Origin of the sequence: Micromonospora sp. NPDC005324 (assembly GCF_040607155.1) — a bacterium.
GTDB classification, from domain to species: Bacteria; Actinomycetota; Actinomycetes; order Mycobacteriales; family Micromonosporaceae; genus Micromonospora; species Micromonospora trifolii.
This window is the reverse complement of the sequence record NZ_JBEXGE010000047.1, coordinates 30974-46662: the sequence shown is the minus strand read 5'-3', so window position 1 is coordinate 46662 and position 15689 is coordinate 30974. Positions and strand designations below refer to the sequence as shown.

At 71.1% G+C, this 15689-nt stretch carries 15 protein-coding genes; 7 read left to right on the top strand and 8 right to left on the bottom strand.

The features are described from left to right. On the bottom strand, positions 1-206 hold a 206-nt coding region (locus ABZS40_RS32355; protein WP_354947896.1), incomplete at its 3' end, for a hypothetical protein. A 40-nt stretch (positions 207-246) separates the two neighbouring features. Further along, positions 247-636, bottom strand: coding sequence for a chorismate mutase (locus tag ABZS40_RS32350; RefSeq protein ID WP_354947894.1), 390 nt, complete (start codon positions 634-636; stop codon positions 247-249). Positions 637-962: 326 nt separating this feature from the next. Between ABZS40_RS32350 and pcrA the strand changes: the two genes are divergently transcribed. Then, positions 963-3368: a DNA helicase PcrA gene (gene pcrA / locus ABZS40_RS32345; protein WP_354947892.1), complete on the top strand. Its 2406-nt coding sequence runs from the start codon at positions 963-965 to the stop codon at positions 3366-3368. A 96-nt stretch (positions 3369-3464) separates the two neighbouring features. Here the strand turns inward: pcrA and ABZS40_RS32340 are convergent, their stop codons facing one another. Further along, on the bottom strand, positions 3465-4235 hold the full coding sequence (locus ABZS40_RS32340; protein WP_354947890.1) for a M23 family metallopeptidase: 771 nt from the start codon (positions 4233-4235) through the stop codon (positions 3465-3467). A 273-nt stretch (positions 4236-4508) separates the two neighbouring features. Next, a complete protein-coding gene (locus ABZS40_RS32335; RefSeq protein ID WP_354947888.1) occupies positions 4509-5216 on the bottom strand; it encodes a M23 family metallopeptidase in 708 nt (235 codons plus the stop codon). Between the two features lie 485 nt (positions 5217-5701). Between ABZS40_RS32335 and ABZS40_RS32330 the strand changes: the two genes are divergently transcribed. The 3 genes from ABZS40_RS32330 to sucD all read left to right on the top strand — a co-directional run bounded on the left by ABZS40_RS32330 (position 5702) and on the right by sucD (position 8606). Then, positions 5702-6106, top strand: a complete 405-nt coding sequence (locus ABZS40_RS32330) for a cobalamin B12-binding domain-containing protein (RefSeq protein ID WP_030491849.1) — start codon at positions 5702-5704, stop codon at positions 6104-6106. Positions 6107-6537: 431 nt separating this feature from the next. After that, complete coding sequence (gene sucC, locus ABZS40_RS32325) at positions 6538-7716, top strand: ADP-forming succinate--CoA ligase subunit beta (RefSeq protein ID WP_327034009.1); 1179 nt, start codon at positions 6538-6540, stop codon at positions 7714-7716. Positions 7717-7718: 2 nt separating this feature from the next. After that, positions 7719-8606: a succinate--CoA ligase subunit alpha gene (gene sucD / locus ABZS40_RS32320; protein ID WP_354947885.1), complete on the top strand. Its 888-nt coding sequence runs from the start codon at positions 7719-7721 to the stop codon at positions 8604-8606. Positions 8607-8677: 71 nt separating this feature from the next. Here sucD and ABZS40_RS32315 read toward each other — a convergent pair whose 3' ends face one another. Beyond that, on the bottom strand, positions 8678-8944 hold the full coding sequence (locus ABZS40_RS32315) for a hypothetical protein (RefSeq protein ID WP_091406354.1): 267 nt from the start codon (positions 8942-8944) through the stop codon (positions 8678-8680). A gap of 200 nt (positions 8945-9144) precedes the next feature. Between ABZS40_RS32315 and ABZS40_RS32310 the strand changes: the two genes are divergently transcribed. Continuing rightward, entirely contained in the window at positions 9145-10434 is a 1290-nt protein-coding gene (locus tag ABZS40_RS32310; RefSeq protein ID WP_354947883.1) for a DUF6350 family protein, read from the top strand. 54 nt (positions 10435-10488) lie between these two features. Here ABZS40_RS32310 and ABZS40_RS32305 read toward each other — a convergent pair whose 3' ends face one another. Continuing rightward, entirely contained in the window at positions 10489-11049 is a 561-nt protein-coding gene (locus ABZS40_RS32305) for a DUF4190 domain-containing protein (RefSeq protein WP_354947882.1), read from the bottom strand. A 290-nt stretch (positions 11050-11339) separates the two neighbouring features. On the opposite strand from ABZS40_RS32305, the gene purN reads away from it, so the two are divergent. Both purN and purH read left to right on the top strand, forming a co-directional pair. Continuing rightward, the gene (purN, locus tag ABZS40_RS32300) at positions 11340-11960 is read left to right on the top strand and encodes a phosphoribosylglycinamide formyltransferase (RefSeq protein WP_354947880.1); all 621 of its coding nucleotides are present in this window, start codon (positions 11340-11342) and stop codon (positions 11958-11960) included. Continuing rightward, entirely contained in the window at positions 11957-13528 is a 1572-nt protein-coding gene (gene purH / locus ABZS40_RS32295) for a bifunctional phosphoribosylaminoimidazolecarboxamide formyltransferase/IMP cyclohydrolase (protein WP_354947878.1), read from the top strand. The genes purN and purH overlap by 4 nt, the downstream gene beginning before the upstream one ends. Positions 13529-13636: 108 nt before the next feature. Here the strand turns inward: purH and ABZS40_RS32290 are convergent, their stop codons facing one another. Then, positions 13637-14671, bottom strand: coding sequence for a dipeptide ABC transporter ATP-binding protein (locus tag ABZS40_RS32290; protein ID WP_354947876.1), 1035 nt, complete (start codon positions 14669-14671; stop codon positions 13637-13639). Further along, a complete protein-coding gene (locus ABZS40_RS32285) occupies positions 14652-15683 on the bottom strand; it encodes an ABC transporter ATP-binding protein (RefSeq protein WP_354947874.1) in 1032 nt (343 codons plus the stop codon). The genes ABZS40_RS32290 and ABZS40_RS32285 overlap by 20 nt, the downstream gene beginning before the upstream one ends. Positions 15684-15689 lie beyond the last annotated feature (6 nt).

Here is a 15689-nt window from a genome sequence, read left to right as displayed (position 1 = left end):
CGTCGGGACTCGGACCACCCGAGCGCCTGCCACTTCGCGGAGAAGCGCGAGATCGTCGCCACCCACGAGGCGTGAGTCACCGAAACCGCCTGCCGTCGTCGCCACGACGACGGCAGGCGGTTTCGTCTGTTCGTGAGCCGGATCGGCCGCGTGGCGCGTGGTTGCCCACGCGGCGTCAGCAAGCACGACGGGCGGTAGTTGCTCACCAGGGTGGCCGTGGCCCGGTTCAGCGCGTCCTGGGGCGGCTCACAGCGGGCCGCGGCCCGCGCGGAGCAGCAGCAGGGCCAGCTGGGTGCCGTCGGCGCCGAGCGCGACCCGGAACCGCTCCAGGATCTCCCGTTCCCGGGAGAGCACCAGGCGCGTCCCACCGGACGCCATCCGGGTCGCGCCGACCTCCTGGGACAGCGCGGCCCGCTCCTGCCAGAGCGTGACCAGCGCGTTGTCGATCTCGTCGATCCGTTCCCTGATCTGCACGATCCGCGCCGAGGCGGACGGCTCCTGGGTGCCGGTCTGCTGCTCGGCCGGCTCAGCGCCCGCACCCGCCGGTGGTGTGGCCACCGCCGGCTCAGCCCCCTGCGCGGCGGGCTGCCCCGGTCGGATCGGGCTGCCGCTCTGCTCCATCACGTCTGTCATCATCGGGTACCTCTCGCACTGTGGTGCCCGGTGCCCGGAACCTGGGACGGAAAAGGCCCCGGACTCCAGGAGCCCGGGGCTTTAGCAGGTCTGAATCGATCAGGCGCGACCTACGGCAGCCGGACTCCCGGTGCCATAGTAAAAGGACAAGCGCGCAGCGATCACGCCGTCGAGTATGCCCACGTCGTTCCCGGGTGCGCAAGCATTCCGCGTCGCGGAGGGCACCTTTCCCGCCGGTGGGCGTGCGAGGTGGTGGTGCGCGCCATCGGGCACGAGCTGCGCAGCGCCAGAGGCGCAGTGTCCGGCCTGCGGCATAGACTTGTCGGGCGATGCATCCTCTCTTCGACATCCCCGCGTCCCCGCCTGCGCCGGAGTCCGCGCCGGCCCGCCCGCACCGACCCGCGGCGGCCGCCGCGCGCCTCGATCCGCAGCAGCTGCTCGCCGAGCTGAACGGGCCACAGCGCGACGCCGTCAGCCATGCCGGCTCGCCGCTGCTGATCGTTGCCGGCGCCGGGTCCGGCAAGACCCGGGTGCTCGCGCACCGGATCGCCTACCTGCTCGCCGCTCGGGACGTGCACCCCGGTGAGATCATCGCGATCACCTTCACCAACAAGGCCGCCGGTGAGATGAAGGAGCGCGTCGCCGCGCTGGTGGGCCCCCGGGCCCGCCTGATGTGGGTGTCGACGTTCCACTCGGCCTGCGTGCGGATTCTGCGTGCCGAGCACGAGCACGCCGGCCTCAAGTCGACGTTCTCGATCTATGACGCGGACGACTCCCGCCGGCTGATGCAGTTGGTGACCCGCGAGCTGGATCTCGACCCGAAGCGCTACCCGGCGCGTGGGCTGGCGGCCCAGGTCTCCAACCTCAAGAACGAACTGGTCGACCCGGAGCAGTTCGCGGCGCGGGCCACCGGGCCCAACGAGCGGGCGCTGGCCGAGGCGTACACGCTCTACCAGCGCCGGCTGCGCGAGGCACACGCACTGGACTTCGACGACCTGATCATGACCACGGTGCACCTGCTCCAGTCCCACCCGCACGTCGCGGAGAGCTACCGCCGGCGGTTCCGGCACGTGCTGGTGGACGAGTACCAGGACACCAACCACGCCCAGTACGTCCTGATCAAGGAGCTGGTCTCCGGCACCGACGGGCTGGACCCGGCCGAGCTGTGCGTGGTCGGCGACGCCGACCAGTCGATCTACGCGTTCCGGGGTGCGACGATCCGCAACATCCTGGAGTTCGAACGGGACTTCACCGACGCGCGGACGATCCTGCTGGAGCAGAACTACCGCTCCACCCAGACCATCCTCAACGCTGCCAACGCGGTGATCGACCGCAACACCTCCCGCAAACCCAAGCGGCTGTGGAGCGAGGCCGGCGCCGGCGAGCAGATCGTCGGCTACGTGGCCGACACCGAGCACGCCGAGGCCGACTGGGCGGCCCGGGAGATCGACCGGCTGGTGGACGCCGACGAGACCCGCCCCGGCGACGTCGCCGTCTTTTACCGCACCAACGCCCAGTCACGCGTCTTCGAGGAGGTGTTCATCCGGGTCGGCCTGCCCTACAAGGTGGTCGGCGGGGTGCGCTTCTACGAGCGCAAGGAGGTCCGCGACGCCCTCGCGTACCTGCGTTCGGTGGTCAACGACGACGACACGGTGAGCCTGCGGCGGGTGCTCAACACCCCGCGCCGAGGCATCGGCGACCGCGCCGAGGCGTGTGTCGAGGCGCTCTCCAGCCGCGACCGGATCTCCTTCGGCGCGGCGCTGCGCCGGGCCCGGGAGGCGTCGGGCATCTCCAGCCGGGCGGCCAACGGCATCGCCGACTTCGTGGCGCTGCTCGACGGCGCCCGCGCGCTGGCCGAGACTGGCACCCCGGAGGAGGTGCTGGAGGCGCTGCTGACCCGCTCCGGCTACCTCACCGAGCTGGAGGAGAGCCTGGACCCGCAGGACGCCGGCCGGGTGGACAACCTCCAGGAGCTGGTCAGCGTCGCCCGCGAGTACACCGAGCGGATCGAGGCGCTGGGCGAGGAGGGCGATCGGGCCACCCTGGCCGGCTTCCTGGAGCAGGTGGCGCTGGTCGCCGACGCCGACCAGATCCCCTCCGACGACCCCGACCACCAGGGCGTGGTCACCCTGATGACGCTGCACACCGCCAAGGGGCTGGAATTCCCTGTGGTCTTCCTGACCGGGCTGGAGGACGGCGTCTTCCCGCACCTGCGCTCGCTGGGCGACACCCGAGAGTTGGAGGAGGAGCGCCGACTGGCGTACGTCGGCATCACCCGTGCCCGACAGCGGCTCTACCTGTCCCGGGCGGTGACCCGCTCGGCCTGGGGGCAGCCGTCGTACAACCCGCCGTCGCGCTTCCTGGAGGAGCTGCCGACCGAGTTGGTGCACTGGGAGCGCACCGAGGGGTCGTACACCTCGTGGGCCGGCGGGGGCGGCGGCGTCGGTGGCCGCGCGGACCGCGCGCCCGGCGCGCGTGGCAACTTCACCGGGGGTACGCCGAAGGCGGCGCAGTTGGCGCAGCGGCTCGGCGTGGACGCCAGCCGGCTGACCACCGCCAGCGAGTTGCCGCAGGGGCCGAAGGTGTCCGCGGGCGACCGGGTCAACCACCAGCGGTACGGGTTGGGGCGGGTGCTCGCCGTCGAGGGGCACGGCCCGGGTGCCCGCGCGCAGATCGACTTCGGCGACCAGACCATGTGGCTGGTGCTCCGGCACGCTCCGGTCGACAAGCTCTGACCCGTCGCGCCCGCACCATTGCGCTGATGCAGGGAAGGAGGGGCCTCGGGCCCCTCCTTTCCTGCTGTCGCGCCCGGACCACGCCGGGATGTTGCCTCAGCAGCCCAGGTCGACGCCGTGGGCCCGCATGAACGGGGCCGGGTCGATCTGGTTCCACATGCCCTGGTGCACCTCGAAGTGCAGGTGCGGGCCGGTGGCGTCGCCGGTGGCGCCCTCGTAGCCGATGACCTGGCCGGCCTTCACCTTCTGGCCGACGGTGACCGCGATGCGGCTCTGGTGGGCGTAGTGGGTCAGGTAGCCGTTGCCGTGGTCGATGAAGACCGAGTTGCCGTACCCGTCGGAGGCGTCGCCGGCCTGGGTCACGGTGCCGGCGGCTGCGGCGTGGATCGGCGTACCGGAGGGCAGCGCCAGGTCGATACCGGCGTGCAGGGTGCCCCAGCGCTGCCCGTAGCAGGACGTGACGGCCGCGCCCGGCATCGGGTCGACCCAGGCGGGCGTGGGCTTTGTGGTCTTCTTCGGCTTCGGCTTGGCCTTCGCGGCGGCCGTCTTCGCGGGGGTCGGGCTGGCGCTGACCGCCGACGGGCTGGGTGTCGGGCTCAGCGAGGGGGCGACCGGGGTGCTCGACTCACGGACCGAGCGGTCGGCCCGGCTCGCGCTGTCGGCTCGGGCCTGGGCGTCGAGGGAGACGGCGGCGGGTGCCGGGTGGTCGGTGCCGCTGGTGGCGACGGCGACACCACCGAGGCCGAGGGCCACCAGGGCGGCGGCCCCGAGCACGATGAGGCGGTTCCGCCGGCCGGTGCGCCGCGGCGGCGCGGTCTGGCTGGTGTCGGGGGTGTTCTCGTTCTGGACGGGGCTGTCTTCCTGCACGGCGGACCTTCACAGTCGAGGGGCACTTGACCTCGAAATACTGGTGGCGGGCCGAGGTGGGGCAGGCGCGGGGACCGAACCCTCGGACGGAGAGCGGATGGTCGGTTGCCCGGATATGACCCGCTGTGCGGCGCTACATCCGGAAAAATGATCACCTTGGTGGGTGCCGTCGGTCACAGTCGACGCTGTGACCCGGGATACATCTGCCAGGACCGGCTGACGCAAAACCGCCCGGATCGACAGATCCGGGCGGTCAACGGTCGTGACGCATCGTCAGGAGGCGGCTACCTCGCTGTAGATTGCCTCGACTTGCAGCTTGATGTCCACTCCGCGCTCCTGGAGGAACGGCACCGGGTCGATCGGCTGCCCCTTGACATGGATCTCCAGGTGCAGGTGGGTGCCGTACGCGTGGCCGGTCTGACCCACGAGGCCGAGCTGGTCGCCCGCCTTGATCTGCTGGCCTTCCTTGACGCTCACCGCGGAGGAGTGGCCGTAGATGGCCTCGCTGCCGTCGGCGTGCTGGACGATCACCGCGTTGCCGTACCCGCCGAACCAGCCGGCCTTGGTGACCAACCCGTCGTGGATCGCCACGTAGGGAGTGCCCTCGCCGGCGACCAGGTCCACGCCGGTGTGCAGCTTGCCCCAGCGCATCCCGTACGGGGAGTTGAAGTCGTAACCCTGCAGCGGCAGCAGCCAGACCTCGGGCTCGGCGCTGTCCTTGCTGCGGCTGTCCCGGGAGGCGCGGTCGGCGTTCTCCGAACGGGCCGCGGCGTCCTGGCTGGTGACCGACGCCTGCTTGAGCTCGTCGAGGACCGTCGGGCTGACGTCCTTGGCGTCCGGCAGGGCGCTCGCGCCGAGAGCCACGATGCCGGCACCGACGAACGCGGTGGTGACGACAGCGGCGTAACGGCTGCGGGGTGGGGTGGGTACGCGGCGGCGACCGCGATATCGATCGGGCTCAGACGACAGGCGCTGGCGCACGCACACCCTCCGTTGTCGGGGTTCCGAAGCGGCCGGTGGCGTCCCCTGAGGCTCCAGTGAAACGTCCGCTGACCGCGTCGTCACCCGTCCATGGACCTGATGACAACCGTGGACACGTTAGCCAACCGCCAGGCGAGTCACAAGCTAGACCGAAAAATTGGCGTGTCGATCTGTCCGTTTGCGTCCACGATTGTCATGCATCGCGACGCCGAACGGTGCCCCCGTCGCTGCCCGTTCGTCGCCGAGCGTGACCGTTCCGGCGGAGTCGTCCGGCTTGACTCCGGACGACGCCAGGATGGTGTCCCCGGTCCTGCCAGCGACGTGGCGGCGGTGAGGTCGGAACGGGAAGGGGCCCGAGCTCTCCGGGTTGCCAGGTGGACACGCCGGGTAACGGCCGGTGACAGAGCCCGGATTTCCCGGGCCGGGCCCGCCGGGTTACCGTTCGTTAAGGTGAAGGCGGTCAAGCCGGTGAAAGGTGTGCGCTGATGAGCTCTCGGATTCGGGTCGTCGTCGCCAAGCCCGGGCTGGACGGCCATGACCGGGGCGCGAAGGTCGTTGCGCGCGCCCTGCGGGACGCCGGTATGGAGGTCGTCTACACCGGCCTGCACCAGACTCCCGAGCAGATCGTGGAGACCGCCATCCAGGAGGACGCCGACGCGGTCGGCCTGTCCGTGCTCTCCGGCGCGCACATGACGCTCTTCCGGCGGGTGCTGGAACTGCTCGGCGAGCGGGACGCCCGCGACATCGTCGTGTTCGGTGGCGGCATCATTCCGAACGGCGACATTCCCGAGTTGGAGAAGCTGGGCGTCGCGAAGATCTTCACGCCGGGCGCCACCACCCAGGCGATTGTCGAGTGGGTTCGACAGAACGTGGCCCAGCCGGTTTCCTGAGGCACGCCGATCTGTTGCGTCACCGACTGTGGGCACGGGGGAGGGGCCGGACGCACCCCTCACACGTCCGGCCCCTCTATGCACGATGCCCCGCCGCCACCCCTCGACCGACAGGGCATCGGCCGTATCCCGTCTTTGCGCTGTTCAGCGCTCCGACACCTGACTCAACGACGCCCCCACGGCAGGGTTACGCAAGCCGGACAACATCGCCCGGACGGTGGATGCCACCCGAGTCATGGCCGGAAAACGGCCACACCTGATGTCCGGTTGTGCATTACCGCACACCGTGCACCCGCTCGGTTGCCGGTGGTGCCGACCTCGCTAGGCTGCGGCCAATGGCCTGTTTCAACTGATGACAGGCGTCAAACTGTTTTCTGAACGCTGGTGGCGGCGCGACGGCGCGCCGCGGAGACGGGACGGGACGCGCAATCGTGGACCTGTACGAGTACCAGGGGCGGGACCTGTTCGAGCGGCACGGCTTGCCCGTGCTGGCCGGCGGCGTCGCCACTACCCCGGAAGAGGCCCGCGCGATCGCCGAACGCCTTGGCGGTCGTGTGGTCGTCAAAGCGCAGGTAAAGGTCGGCGGCCGAGGTAAGGCCGGCGGCGTCAAGCTGGCCGAGGGCCCGGATGAGGCAGTGGCCCGGGCCACCGACATCCTCGGCATGGACATCAAGGGTCACACCGTCCACAAGGTCATGATCACCGTGACCGCGGACGTGGCCGAGGAGTACTACTTCTCGTACCTGCTCGACCGGGCGAACCGCACCTTCCTCTGCATCGCCAGCGTCGCCGGCGGCATGGACATCGAGCAGGTCGCCGCCGAGACCCCCGACAAGGTCGTGAAGGCCCCGATCGACGCCGTCAAGGGCGTGGACGAGGCCAAGGCCCGCGAGATCGTGACCGCTGCCGGCTTCCCGGCCGAGGTCGCCGACCAGGTGGTCGAGATCGCCGTCAGCCTGTGGCAGGCGTTCGTCGCCGAGGACGCCACCCTGGTCGAGGTCAACCCGCTCGCCAAGAACGGCGACGGCCGGATGCTGCTGCTCGACGCCAAGATCAGCCTGGACGAGAACGCGGCGTTCCGGCACCCGGACCACGAGGCGCTTGTCGACCAGGCCGCTGTGGACCCGCTGGAGCAGGCCGCCAAGGCCAAGGACCTCAACTACGTCAAGCTCGACGGCGAGGTCGGCATCATCGGCAACGGCGCGGGTCTGGTCATGTCGACCCTCGACGTGGTCGCGTACGCCGGTGAGCGGCACGGCAACGTCAAGCCGGCCAACTTCCTCGACATCGGCGGCGGCGCGAGCGCCGCGGTGATGGCGAACGGGCTGGAGATCGTGCTCTCCGACCCGGCCGTGAAGAGCGTCTTCGTCAACGTCTTCGGCGGCATCACCGCCTGCGACGAGGTCGCCAACGGCATCATCCAGGCGCTGGCCCTGCTCGAGCAGCGCGGCGAGCAGGTCACCAAGCCGCTCGTCGTCCGCCTCGACGGCAACAACGCCGAAGCTGGCCGGGCGATCCTGGACAGCGCGAACAACCCGCTCGTGCAGCGGGTGGACACCATGGACGGTGCGGCCGAGCGGGCCGCCGAGCTGGCAGCTGCGGGGGTCTGATCATGGCTATCTGGCTGACCAAGGACTCGAAGGTCATCGTCCAGGGGATGACCGGTTCCGAGGGTTCCAAGCACACCCGGCGGATGCTGGCCGCCGGCACAGGAGTGGTGGGTGGCGTCAACCCGCGCAAGGCGGGCCAGACTGTCGACTTCGACGGCACCGAGCTGCCGGTCTTCGCGTCCGTCGCGGACGCGATTGCCGAGACCGGGGCCGACGTCACAGTCATCTTCGTGCCGCCGCAGTTCACCAAGGCCGCCGTGGTCGAGGCGATCGACGCCGCGATCCCGCTGGCCGTGGTGATCACCGAGGGCGTCCCGGTGCACGACACCGCGTCGTTCTGGGCGTACAACGTGGCGCAGGGCGAGCGGACCCGGATCATCGGGCCGAACTGCCCGGGCATCGCCTCGCCGGGCGCGTCCAACGCCGGCATCATCCCGGCCGACATCACCGGCTCCGGCCGGATCGGCCTGGTCAGCAAGAGCGGCACGCTGACCTACCAGATGATGTACGAGCTGCGCGACATCGGTTTCTCCACCTGCGTCGGCATCGGCGGTGACCCGATCATCGGGACCACCCACATCGACGCCCTCGCGGCGTTCGAGGCCGACCCGGAGACCGACGCCATCGTGATGATCGGTGAGATCGGTGGCGACGCCGAGGAGCGGGCCGCCGAGTTCATCAAGGCCAACGTCACCAAGCCGGTGGTCGGCTACATCGCCGGCTTCACCGCTCCGCCCGGCAAGACCATGGGTCACGCCGGGGCGATCATCTCTGGTTCGGCCGGCACCGCCGAGGCGAAGCAGGCTGCGCTGGAGGCCGTCGGCGTCAAGGTCGGCAAGACGCCGACCGAGACCGCGAAGCTGATGCGGGAGATCATGTCCGGCAACTGAGCCGGTCAGGCAGGACGAAGGGGGTCGACCGGTCACGGTCGACCCCCTTCGGCGTAGGCGCTCCGCGTTGGTCAGTCGTTGTTCCAGAACGGGTAGTTGCCGGTCGAGCGCAGGATCGCCCCGCCGATGATGTTGATCACGCCGAACGCGATGGCGAGGTAACCGAGCAGCGGCGACTGCCCGTACCGCCGGGCGTCGCGGATAGACAGGTAGCCGAAGACGATGCCGAAGATGCCGCAGCAGATCAGCCCCAGCACGATGCCCAGCACGCCCCAGAGGGTGGTGCGGTCGCGTCCCTGGGCCGGTGGTGGTGGGGGAGGCGGGTATGGCGTCGTCACAGCTTCCTCCGAGCGGTCATGGGCGACATGCCGGCCCGGACCGCTACCGGCGGGCCCGTCCCGGGTGGCGGCGACTCGCGCCCCCTCACGGCCGAGGCTAGACCGGCCCGGCTGGGCAGGACGTGGGTTCGGTGAACTCGCCGACCTTAGGAGGGGTTAACGGACTGCCACCGCCCGCGCGACGTGCCAGAGTAGAGCGGATGTCCCCCGTCACCCCTGACCGTCCCAGCCGTCCCGGCGGCGTGCGCGCCGACGACCGGCCGGTCGACCGTGCCGCACCGGCCCGGCGGGTGCCCGCGCCCCGCGCGGGCGGGTCGCCGCGCGGACGGGCGCCGTTGCCCGTCGCCGCCGGGGTGGCCGCCTGCTGGGCCGCCCTCACCTCGTACCTGCCGGTCGCCATCGTGCTCGGCCTGGTGCAGCTCGGCGCGGACTCCAGCACCCTCACCGGCACCCTGCGCACCGCGCTGACCGGCTGGTTGCTCGGGCACGGCGTGCCGCTGCACACCGAGTCCGGGCCGCTCGGGCTCGCCCCGCTGGCGCTGACAGTGCTCGCGCTCTGGCGGCTGACCCGCGCCGGTGTGCACGTCAGCCGCGCGATCGGTGCTCGCGACACCCGCTCGCCGCGCCGGGCACTGCTCGCCGCGGTCGCGGTCGGCATCGCGTACGCGCTGCTCGGCGCGCTCGCAGCGGTGCTGGTCGGCACCGGTGGGCCGGAGGTGTCAGTGATCCGGGCGAGTGGCACGTTCGCGGCGGTCGGCACAGTCGCCGCGCTGGTCGGCGCGGTACGGATCACCGCCGTGACCCGGCTGCTCGTCACCCGACTGCCGGGCCCGGTGCGCGACGGCGTTCGCACCGGTCTGGTGGCCGGGCTGCTGCTGCTCGGCGCGGGCGCGGGCGCGGCCGGCCTGGCGGTGGCCACCGGCGGCGGCGACGCGGCCGACATGATCGGGGCGTACCGGACCGGGGTCGCCGGGCAGGCCGGCATCACACTGGTCAGCGTCGCGTACGCGCCCAACGCGGCGGTCTGGTCGACCAGTTACCTGCTCGGGCCGGGTTTCGCGGTCGGGACGGACACCGCGGTCCGCACCAGCGAGGTGTCGGTCGGCGCGCTGCCGGCCGTGCCGCTGCTCGCTGGCCTGCCGCGCGGCCCGGTGGACGGCTTCGGCGCCCTGCTGCTCGCGGTGCCGGTGCTGGCCGGGATGGTCGCCGGTTGGCTGCTCGCCCGGCGGGTGGCCCGACTCGCCGGGCCGGAGCGGGCTGCGCAGCGCTGGGCCGAGTTGCTGGCGCCGGCGGCGCTGGCCGGGCCGGTCGCCGGGGTGGTGCTCGGTGCGGCCGCGGCGGTCTCCGGCGGGCCGCTCGGCGCCGGTCGGCTGGCCCAGGTCGGGCCGGTGGGTTGGCAGGTCGGGGCGGTGGCGGCCGGTGTCATAGCGGTCGGCGCGCTGCTCGGCGCCGCCGCCACCCGGGCGCTGACCCGCGGCCCCGCGCAGTAGACGAGCGCGGGGCGCCCCGGGGAAACCCGGAGCGCCCCGTCGAATCCGAGCCCGTCAGGGCTGGGTGGGCAGGTTGACCTGCGCCACGACGCTCAGGATGAGCAGCAGGATGCCCAGCCCGACGCCGACCGCGCCGCAGATCAGACCGGCCTTGGCCTGGCCGGCGTTGTTGGCCTGGCCCTGGGCCACCTTCTGCTTGGCGAGGTAGCCGGTCACGATGCCAGCGATGCCGACCGGGATGCCCAGGTACAGGCAGCAGACCAGCGGGATCGACGCGATACCGAGGATCATCGACACCAGGCCGAGGGTGTTGTTCTGCCCCTGCCCCTGCGCCTGCGGGTACCCGGCGTTCGGGTACGTCGGGCCGGCGCCGTACGGCGGCTGCTGCTGCGCGTACGGGTCCTGGTGCGGCGGCTGCTGACCATACGGCTGCCCCGAGGTGGGCTGCTGGCCGTACGGCGCCTGCGGCGCGGCGTACGGGTCGTGCGGCTGCTGGCCGTACGGCTGGCCGGAGGTGGGCTGCTGGCCGTACGGGGCGGCCGGCGGCTGGGGAGCGGTCGGGTCCTGGTTGGGCTGCTGGCCGTACGGGTCCTGACCGGGGTTACCGGGCTGCATTCGAGAAGCTCCTTGGACTGGTTCCGTCAGTTGGTGCTCTTTGTTTCCATCCATGATCGCGGTCAGTCCTCCCAAAGCCCAGTACAGCAACAGGACGACATGTCTCCCAAAGCAGGCAAACGGGCCCTCTTCGACCGCTTGGTGTGCCGGATCAGGGGCGGTGTGTGGGCCGGTGCGGCGTTCGGCCCGAGCGAGCGGCAGCGTACCGGGTCGACGCACGTCAGCACCGTCGAAGATCGGCGCACCGCCCGGTCGAAGGGCGTCCCTGACCTGCCCGATAGGGTGGCGCGGTGACCGAGCCCGCGCCTGTCGCCCGCATCGTCGTCCTCATCTCCGGCTCCGGGAGCAACCTTCAGTCGCTGCTGGATGCCGCCGCCGACCTCGCGTACGGCGCAGAGGTCGTAGCGGTCGGCGCTGACCGCGACGGCATCGCGGGCCTGGACCGGGCCGACGCGGCGGGGGTGCCGACCTTCGTCGAGCGGGTCCGCGACCACGACACCCGGGAGGACTGGGACCGCGCGCTCACCGCGCACGTCGCGAAGCACCAGCCCGACCTGGTCATCTCCGCCGGTTTCCTCAAGCTGGTCGGCCCGCACTTCCTCGCCGCCTTCGGCGACCGCTACCTGAACACCCACAACACGCTGCTGCCGGCGTTCCCCGGCATCCACGGCCCGCGTGACGCCCTCGCCTACGGCGTGAAGCTCACCGGAGCCACCCTCTTCTTCGTCGACGCCGGCATGGACACCGGGCCGATTGTCGCGCAGGTAGCGGTGCCGGTGCTGGACGACGACGACGTCGACACGCTCACCGAGCGCATCAAGGAAGCCGAGCGACGCCAGCTCGTCGAGCAGGTCGGTCGGCTGGTCCGTGAAGGCTGGACCATCACCGGAAGGAAGGTCACGGTTCCGTGAGTCCCACTCAGGACGGGCGCCGCCCGATCAGGCGGGCGCTGGTCAGCGTCTACGACAAGACCGGGCTGGTCGAGCTGGCTCAGGCCCTGCACGCGGCCGGAGTGGAGATCGTGTCCACCGGCAGCACTGCGGGCACCATCGCCGCCGCCGGGGTGCCGGTGACGCCGGTGGAGACGGTGACCGGGTTCCCCGAGGTGCTCGACGGCCGGGTGAAGACCCTGCACCCGAAGGTGCACGCGGGTCTCCTCGCGGACCTGCGCAAGGACACGCACGTGGCACAGCTCGACGAGCTGGGCGTGGCGGCGTTCGACCTGCTGGTCTCCAACCTCTACCCGTTCCAGGCCACCGTCGCCTCCGGCGCCGGTGTCGAGGAGTGCGTGGAGCAGATCGACATCGGTGGCCCGGCCATGGTGCGGGCCGCCGCCAAGAACCACGCCTCGGTCGCCGTGCTCACCGACCCGGCCGGTTACCCGGCCCTGCTCGGCGCGCTCGCCGAGGGTGGCTTCACACTGGCGCAGCGTCGCGCGCTGGCCGCCCGGGCGTTCGCCGACATCGCCGAGTACGACGTCGCGGTTGCCCAGTGGTGCGCCCGGGAGCTGGCGCCCGCCGACGACTGGTGGCCGCAGTTCGCGGGGCTGGCGCTGCGCAAGTCGACAGCGCTGCGCTACGGCGAGAACCCGCACCAGCCCGCCGCGCTCTACACCGACCCGGACGCCCCGGCCGGGCTGGCCCAGGCCGAGCAGCTGCACGGCAAGGAGATGTCGTACAACAACTACGTCGACGCCGACGCCGCCTGGCGGGCCGCGAACGACTTCGCCGACCAGCCGGCGGTGGCGATCATCAAGCACGCCAACCCGTGCGGCATCGCTGTCGGCGCGGACGTCGCCGAGGCCCACCGCAGGGCGCACGCCTGCGACCCGGTGTCGGCGTACGGCGGCGTCATCGCGGTCAACCGTTCGGTCTCGGTCGAGCTGGCCCGGCAGGTCGCCGAGATCTTCACCGAGGTGGTGGTCGCTCCCGGCTTCGACGAGGGCGCGGTCGAGGTGTTGCAGGGCAAGAAGAACATCCGGCTGCTGCGGGCACCGGCCTGGAAGCCGGCCCTGGTGGAGTTGCGGCAGGTGACCGGTGGCGTGCTGGCCCAGGTCGCCGACCGGGTGAACGCCCCCGGCGACGACCCGGCCAACTGGCAGTTGGCGACCGGCGAGGCCGCCGACGAGGAACTGCTGCGGGACCTCGCGTTCGCCTGGCGGGCGGTCCGCGCGGTGAAGAGCAACGCGATCCTGCTCGCCAAGGACGGCGCCACCGTCGGCGTGGGCATGGGTCAGGTCAACCGGGTCGACTCGGCGCAGCTCGCGGTCAGCCGCGCCGGTGCCGACCGGGCCCGCGGCTCGGTCGGCGCCTCGGACGCGTTCTTCCCGTTCGCCGACGGCCCGCAGATCCTCATCGACGCCGGCGTCCGCGCCATAGTGCAGCCCGGCGGCTCCATCCGCGACGAAGAGGTAATCGAAGCAGCCAAAAAGGCCAACGTAACGATGTACCTGACCGGAACCCGCCACTTCTTCCACTAACCCCGCCCGGGCCCCCGGCCCCCTACCTCGTTGATCATGAAGTTATTGCCCTGCACGTCGGCGTGTCAGGGCAGTAACTTCATGATCAACTGCAGGGGTCTGGTGCGGTCAGGCCGGGGTTGGGCGGAGTTCGGCGAAGTGGCAGGCCGAGGGGTGGGGGTCCGCTGCTCTCGGGACCGCCCGGGGGTCCTCGGTGGCGCAGATGTCCTGGGCCTTCCAGCAGCGGGTCCGGAAGTGGCACCCGCTCGGCGGGTCGGCCGGGCTGGGCACGTCGCCGACCAGCCGGATCATGTTGCGCTGGTCGCGGGCCTCCGGGTCCGGCACCGGCACGGCAGAGAGCAGAGCCTGGGTGTACGGGTGGGTGGCCCGCTCGTAGATCTCGTCCTCGGTGCCGATCTCGACGATCCGACCGAGGTACATCACCGCGACGCGGTCGGCGATGTGCCGCACCACTGACAGGTCGTGGGCGATGAAGATGTACGAGAGCCCCAGCTCGCCCTGTAGCTGCTTGAGCAGGTTGATCACCTGGGCCTGGATGGAGACGTCCAGCGCCGACACCGGCTCGTCGCAGACGATCACCTCGGGCTTCAGCGCGAGGGCGCGGGCGATGCCGATGCGCTGACGCTGACCGCCGGAGAACTGGTGCGGGTACCTGTTGATGTGCTCCGGGTTGAGCCCGACCAGGTCCAACAGCTCCTGGACCCGCCTGGCCTTGCTGCCCTTCGGCGCGGCATCCGGGTGGATCTCGAACGGCTCGCCGATGATGTCGCCGACGGTCATCCGCGGGTTCAACGAGGTGTACGGGTCCTGCATCACCATCTGCATGTTGCGGCGCAGCCGGCGCAGCTCGCCCCCGGAGGCCTTGAACAGGTCCCTGCCCTCCAGGGTGGCGCGTCCGGAGGTGGGCGTCTCCAACCGCATCAGCAGCCGGGCGAGGGTGGACTTGCCGCAGCCGGACTCGCCGACCACGCCGAGCGTCTCGCCCCGACGCAGCTCGAAGCTCACCCCGTCAACGGCCTTGACCGCCCCGATCTGCCGCTGGAACAGCACGCCCTGGGTGATCGGGAAGTGCTTGACCAGGTTGTCGACGGAGAGGATCGTCTCGCCGCGGACCTTGGTCGGGTTAGCGGGCGACGCTGTCATCACGGACCTCCTGCGCGAAGTGGCAAGCGCTGGTCCGGCCGTCGCCGAGGACCAGGTCGTGCGGCACCTCGTCCACGCAGACCTGCTGGACGTACGGGCACCGGGGGTGGAACGGGCAGCCGGACGGGATGCGCATCAGGTTCGGCGGCAACCCCTTGATCGTCGACAGTTCCTGGCCGCGGACGTCCAGGCGCGGGATCGATTCCAACAAACCCTTTGTGTACGGGTGGGCGGGCGCCTTATAGAGCGAGCGGACGTCGGCGTGCTCGACGATCCGCCCGGCGTACATGACGGCGATCCGGTCCGCGACGCCGGCGACCACACCCAGGTCGTGGGTGATCAGGATCATCGCCATGTTGAGGTCCCGACGCAGGTCGGCCAGCAGGTCCATGATCTGGGCCTGCACTGTCACGTCGAGGGCCGTGGTGGGCTCGTCGGCGATCAGCACCTTCGGGTCCAGCGCCAACGCCATGGCGATCATGACGCGCTGCCGCATGCCGCCGGAGAACTGGTGCGGGTAGTCACCGATCCGCTTGGCGGCACCGGGAATCTTGACCAGATCCATCAGTTCGACGGCACGACGTCGAGCGTCGGCCCGGGACATGCCGGCGCGCTGGCGCAGCGTCTCACCGATCTGCCAGCCGACCGGGAAGACCGGGTTGAGCGCGGAGAGCGCGTCCTGGAAGATCATCGCGATCTCCTTGCCGCGTACCTGCCGGCGCTGCTCCTCGGAGCGGGTGAGCAGATCCTCACCCCGGTAGAGGATCTGGCCGGAGCGGACGAACGCGGGCGGAGTGTCCAGGATGCCCATGATCGCCTGTGCGGTGACCGACTTACCCGAGCCGGATTCGCCGAGCACGGCGAGCGTCTCGCCGGCGTCCAGGTGGTACGACACGCCGTTGATCACCCGGGCGACACCCTCGTTGGTGCGGAACTCGACGTGCAGGTCCCGCAACTCCAGCAGGTGACCGCCCTCGGGCGTGGCGGAGGCGGGAGTGGGATTGACGGTCATGAGATT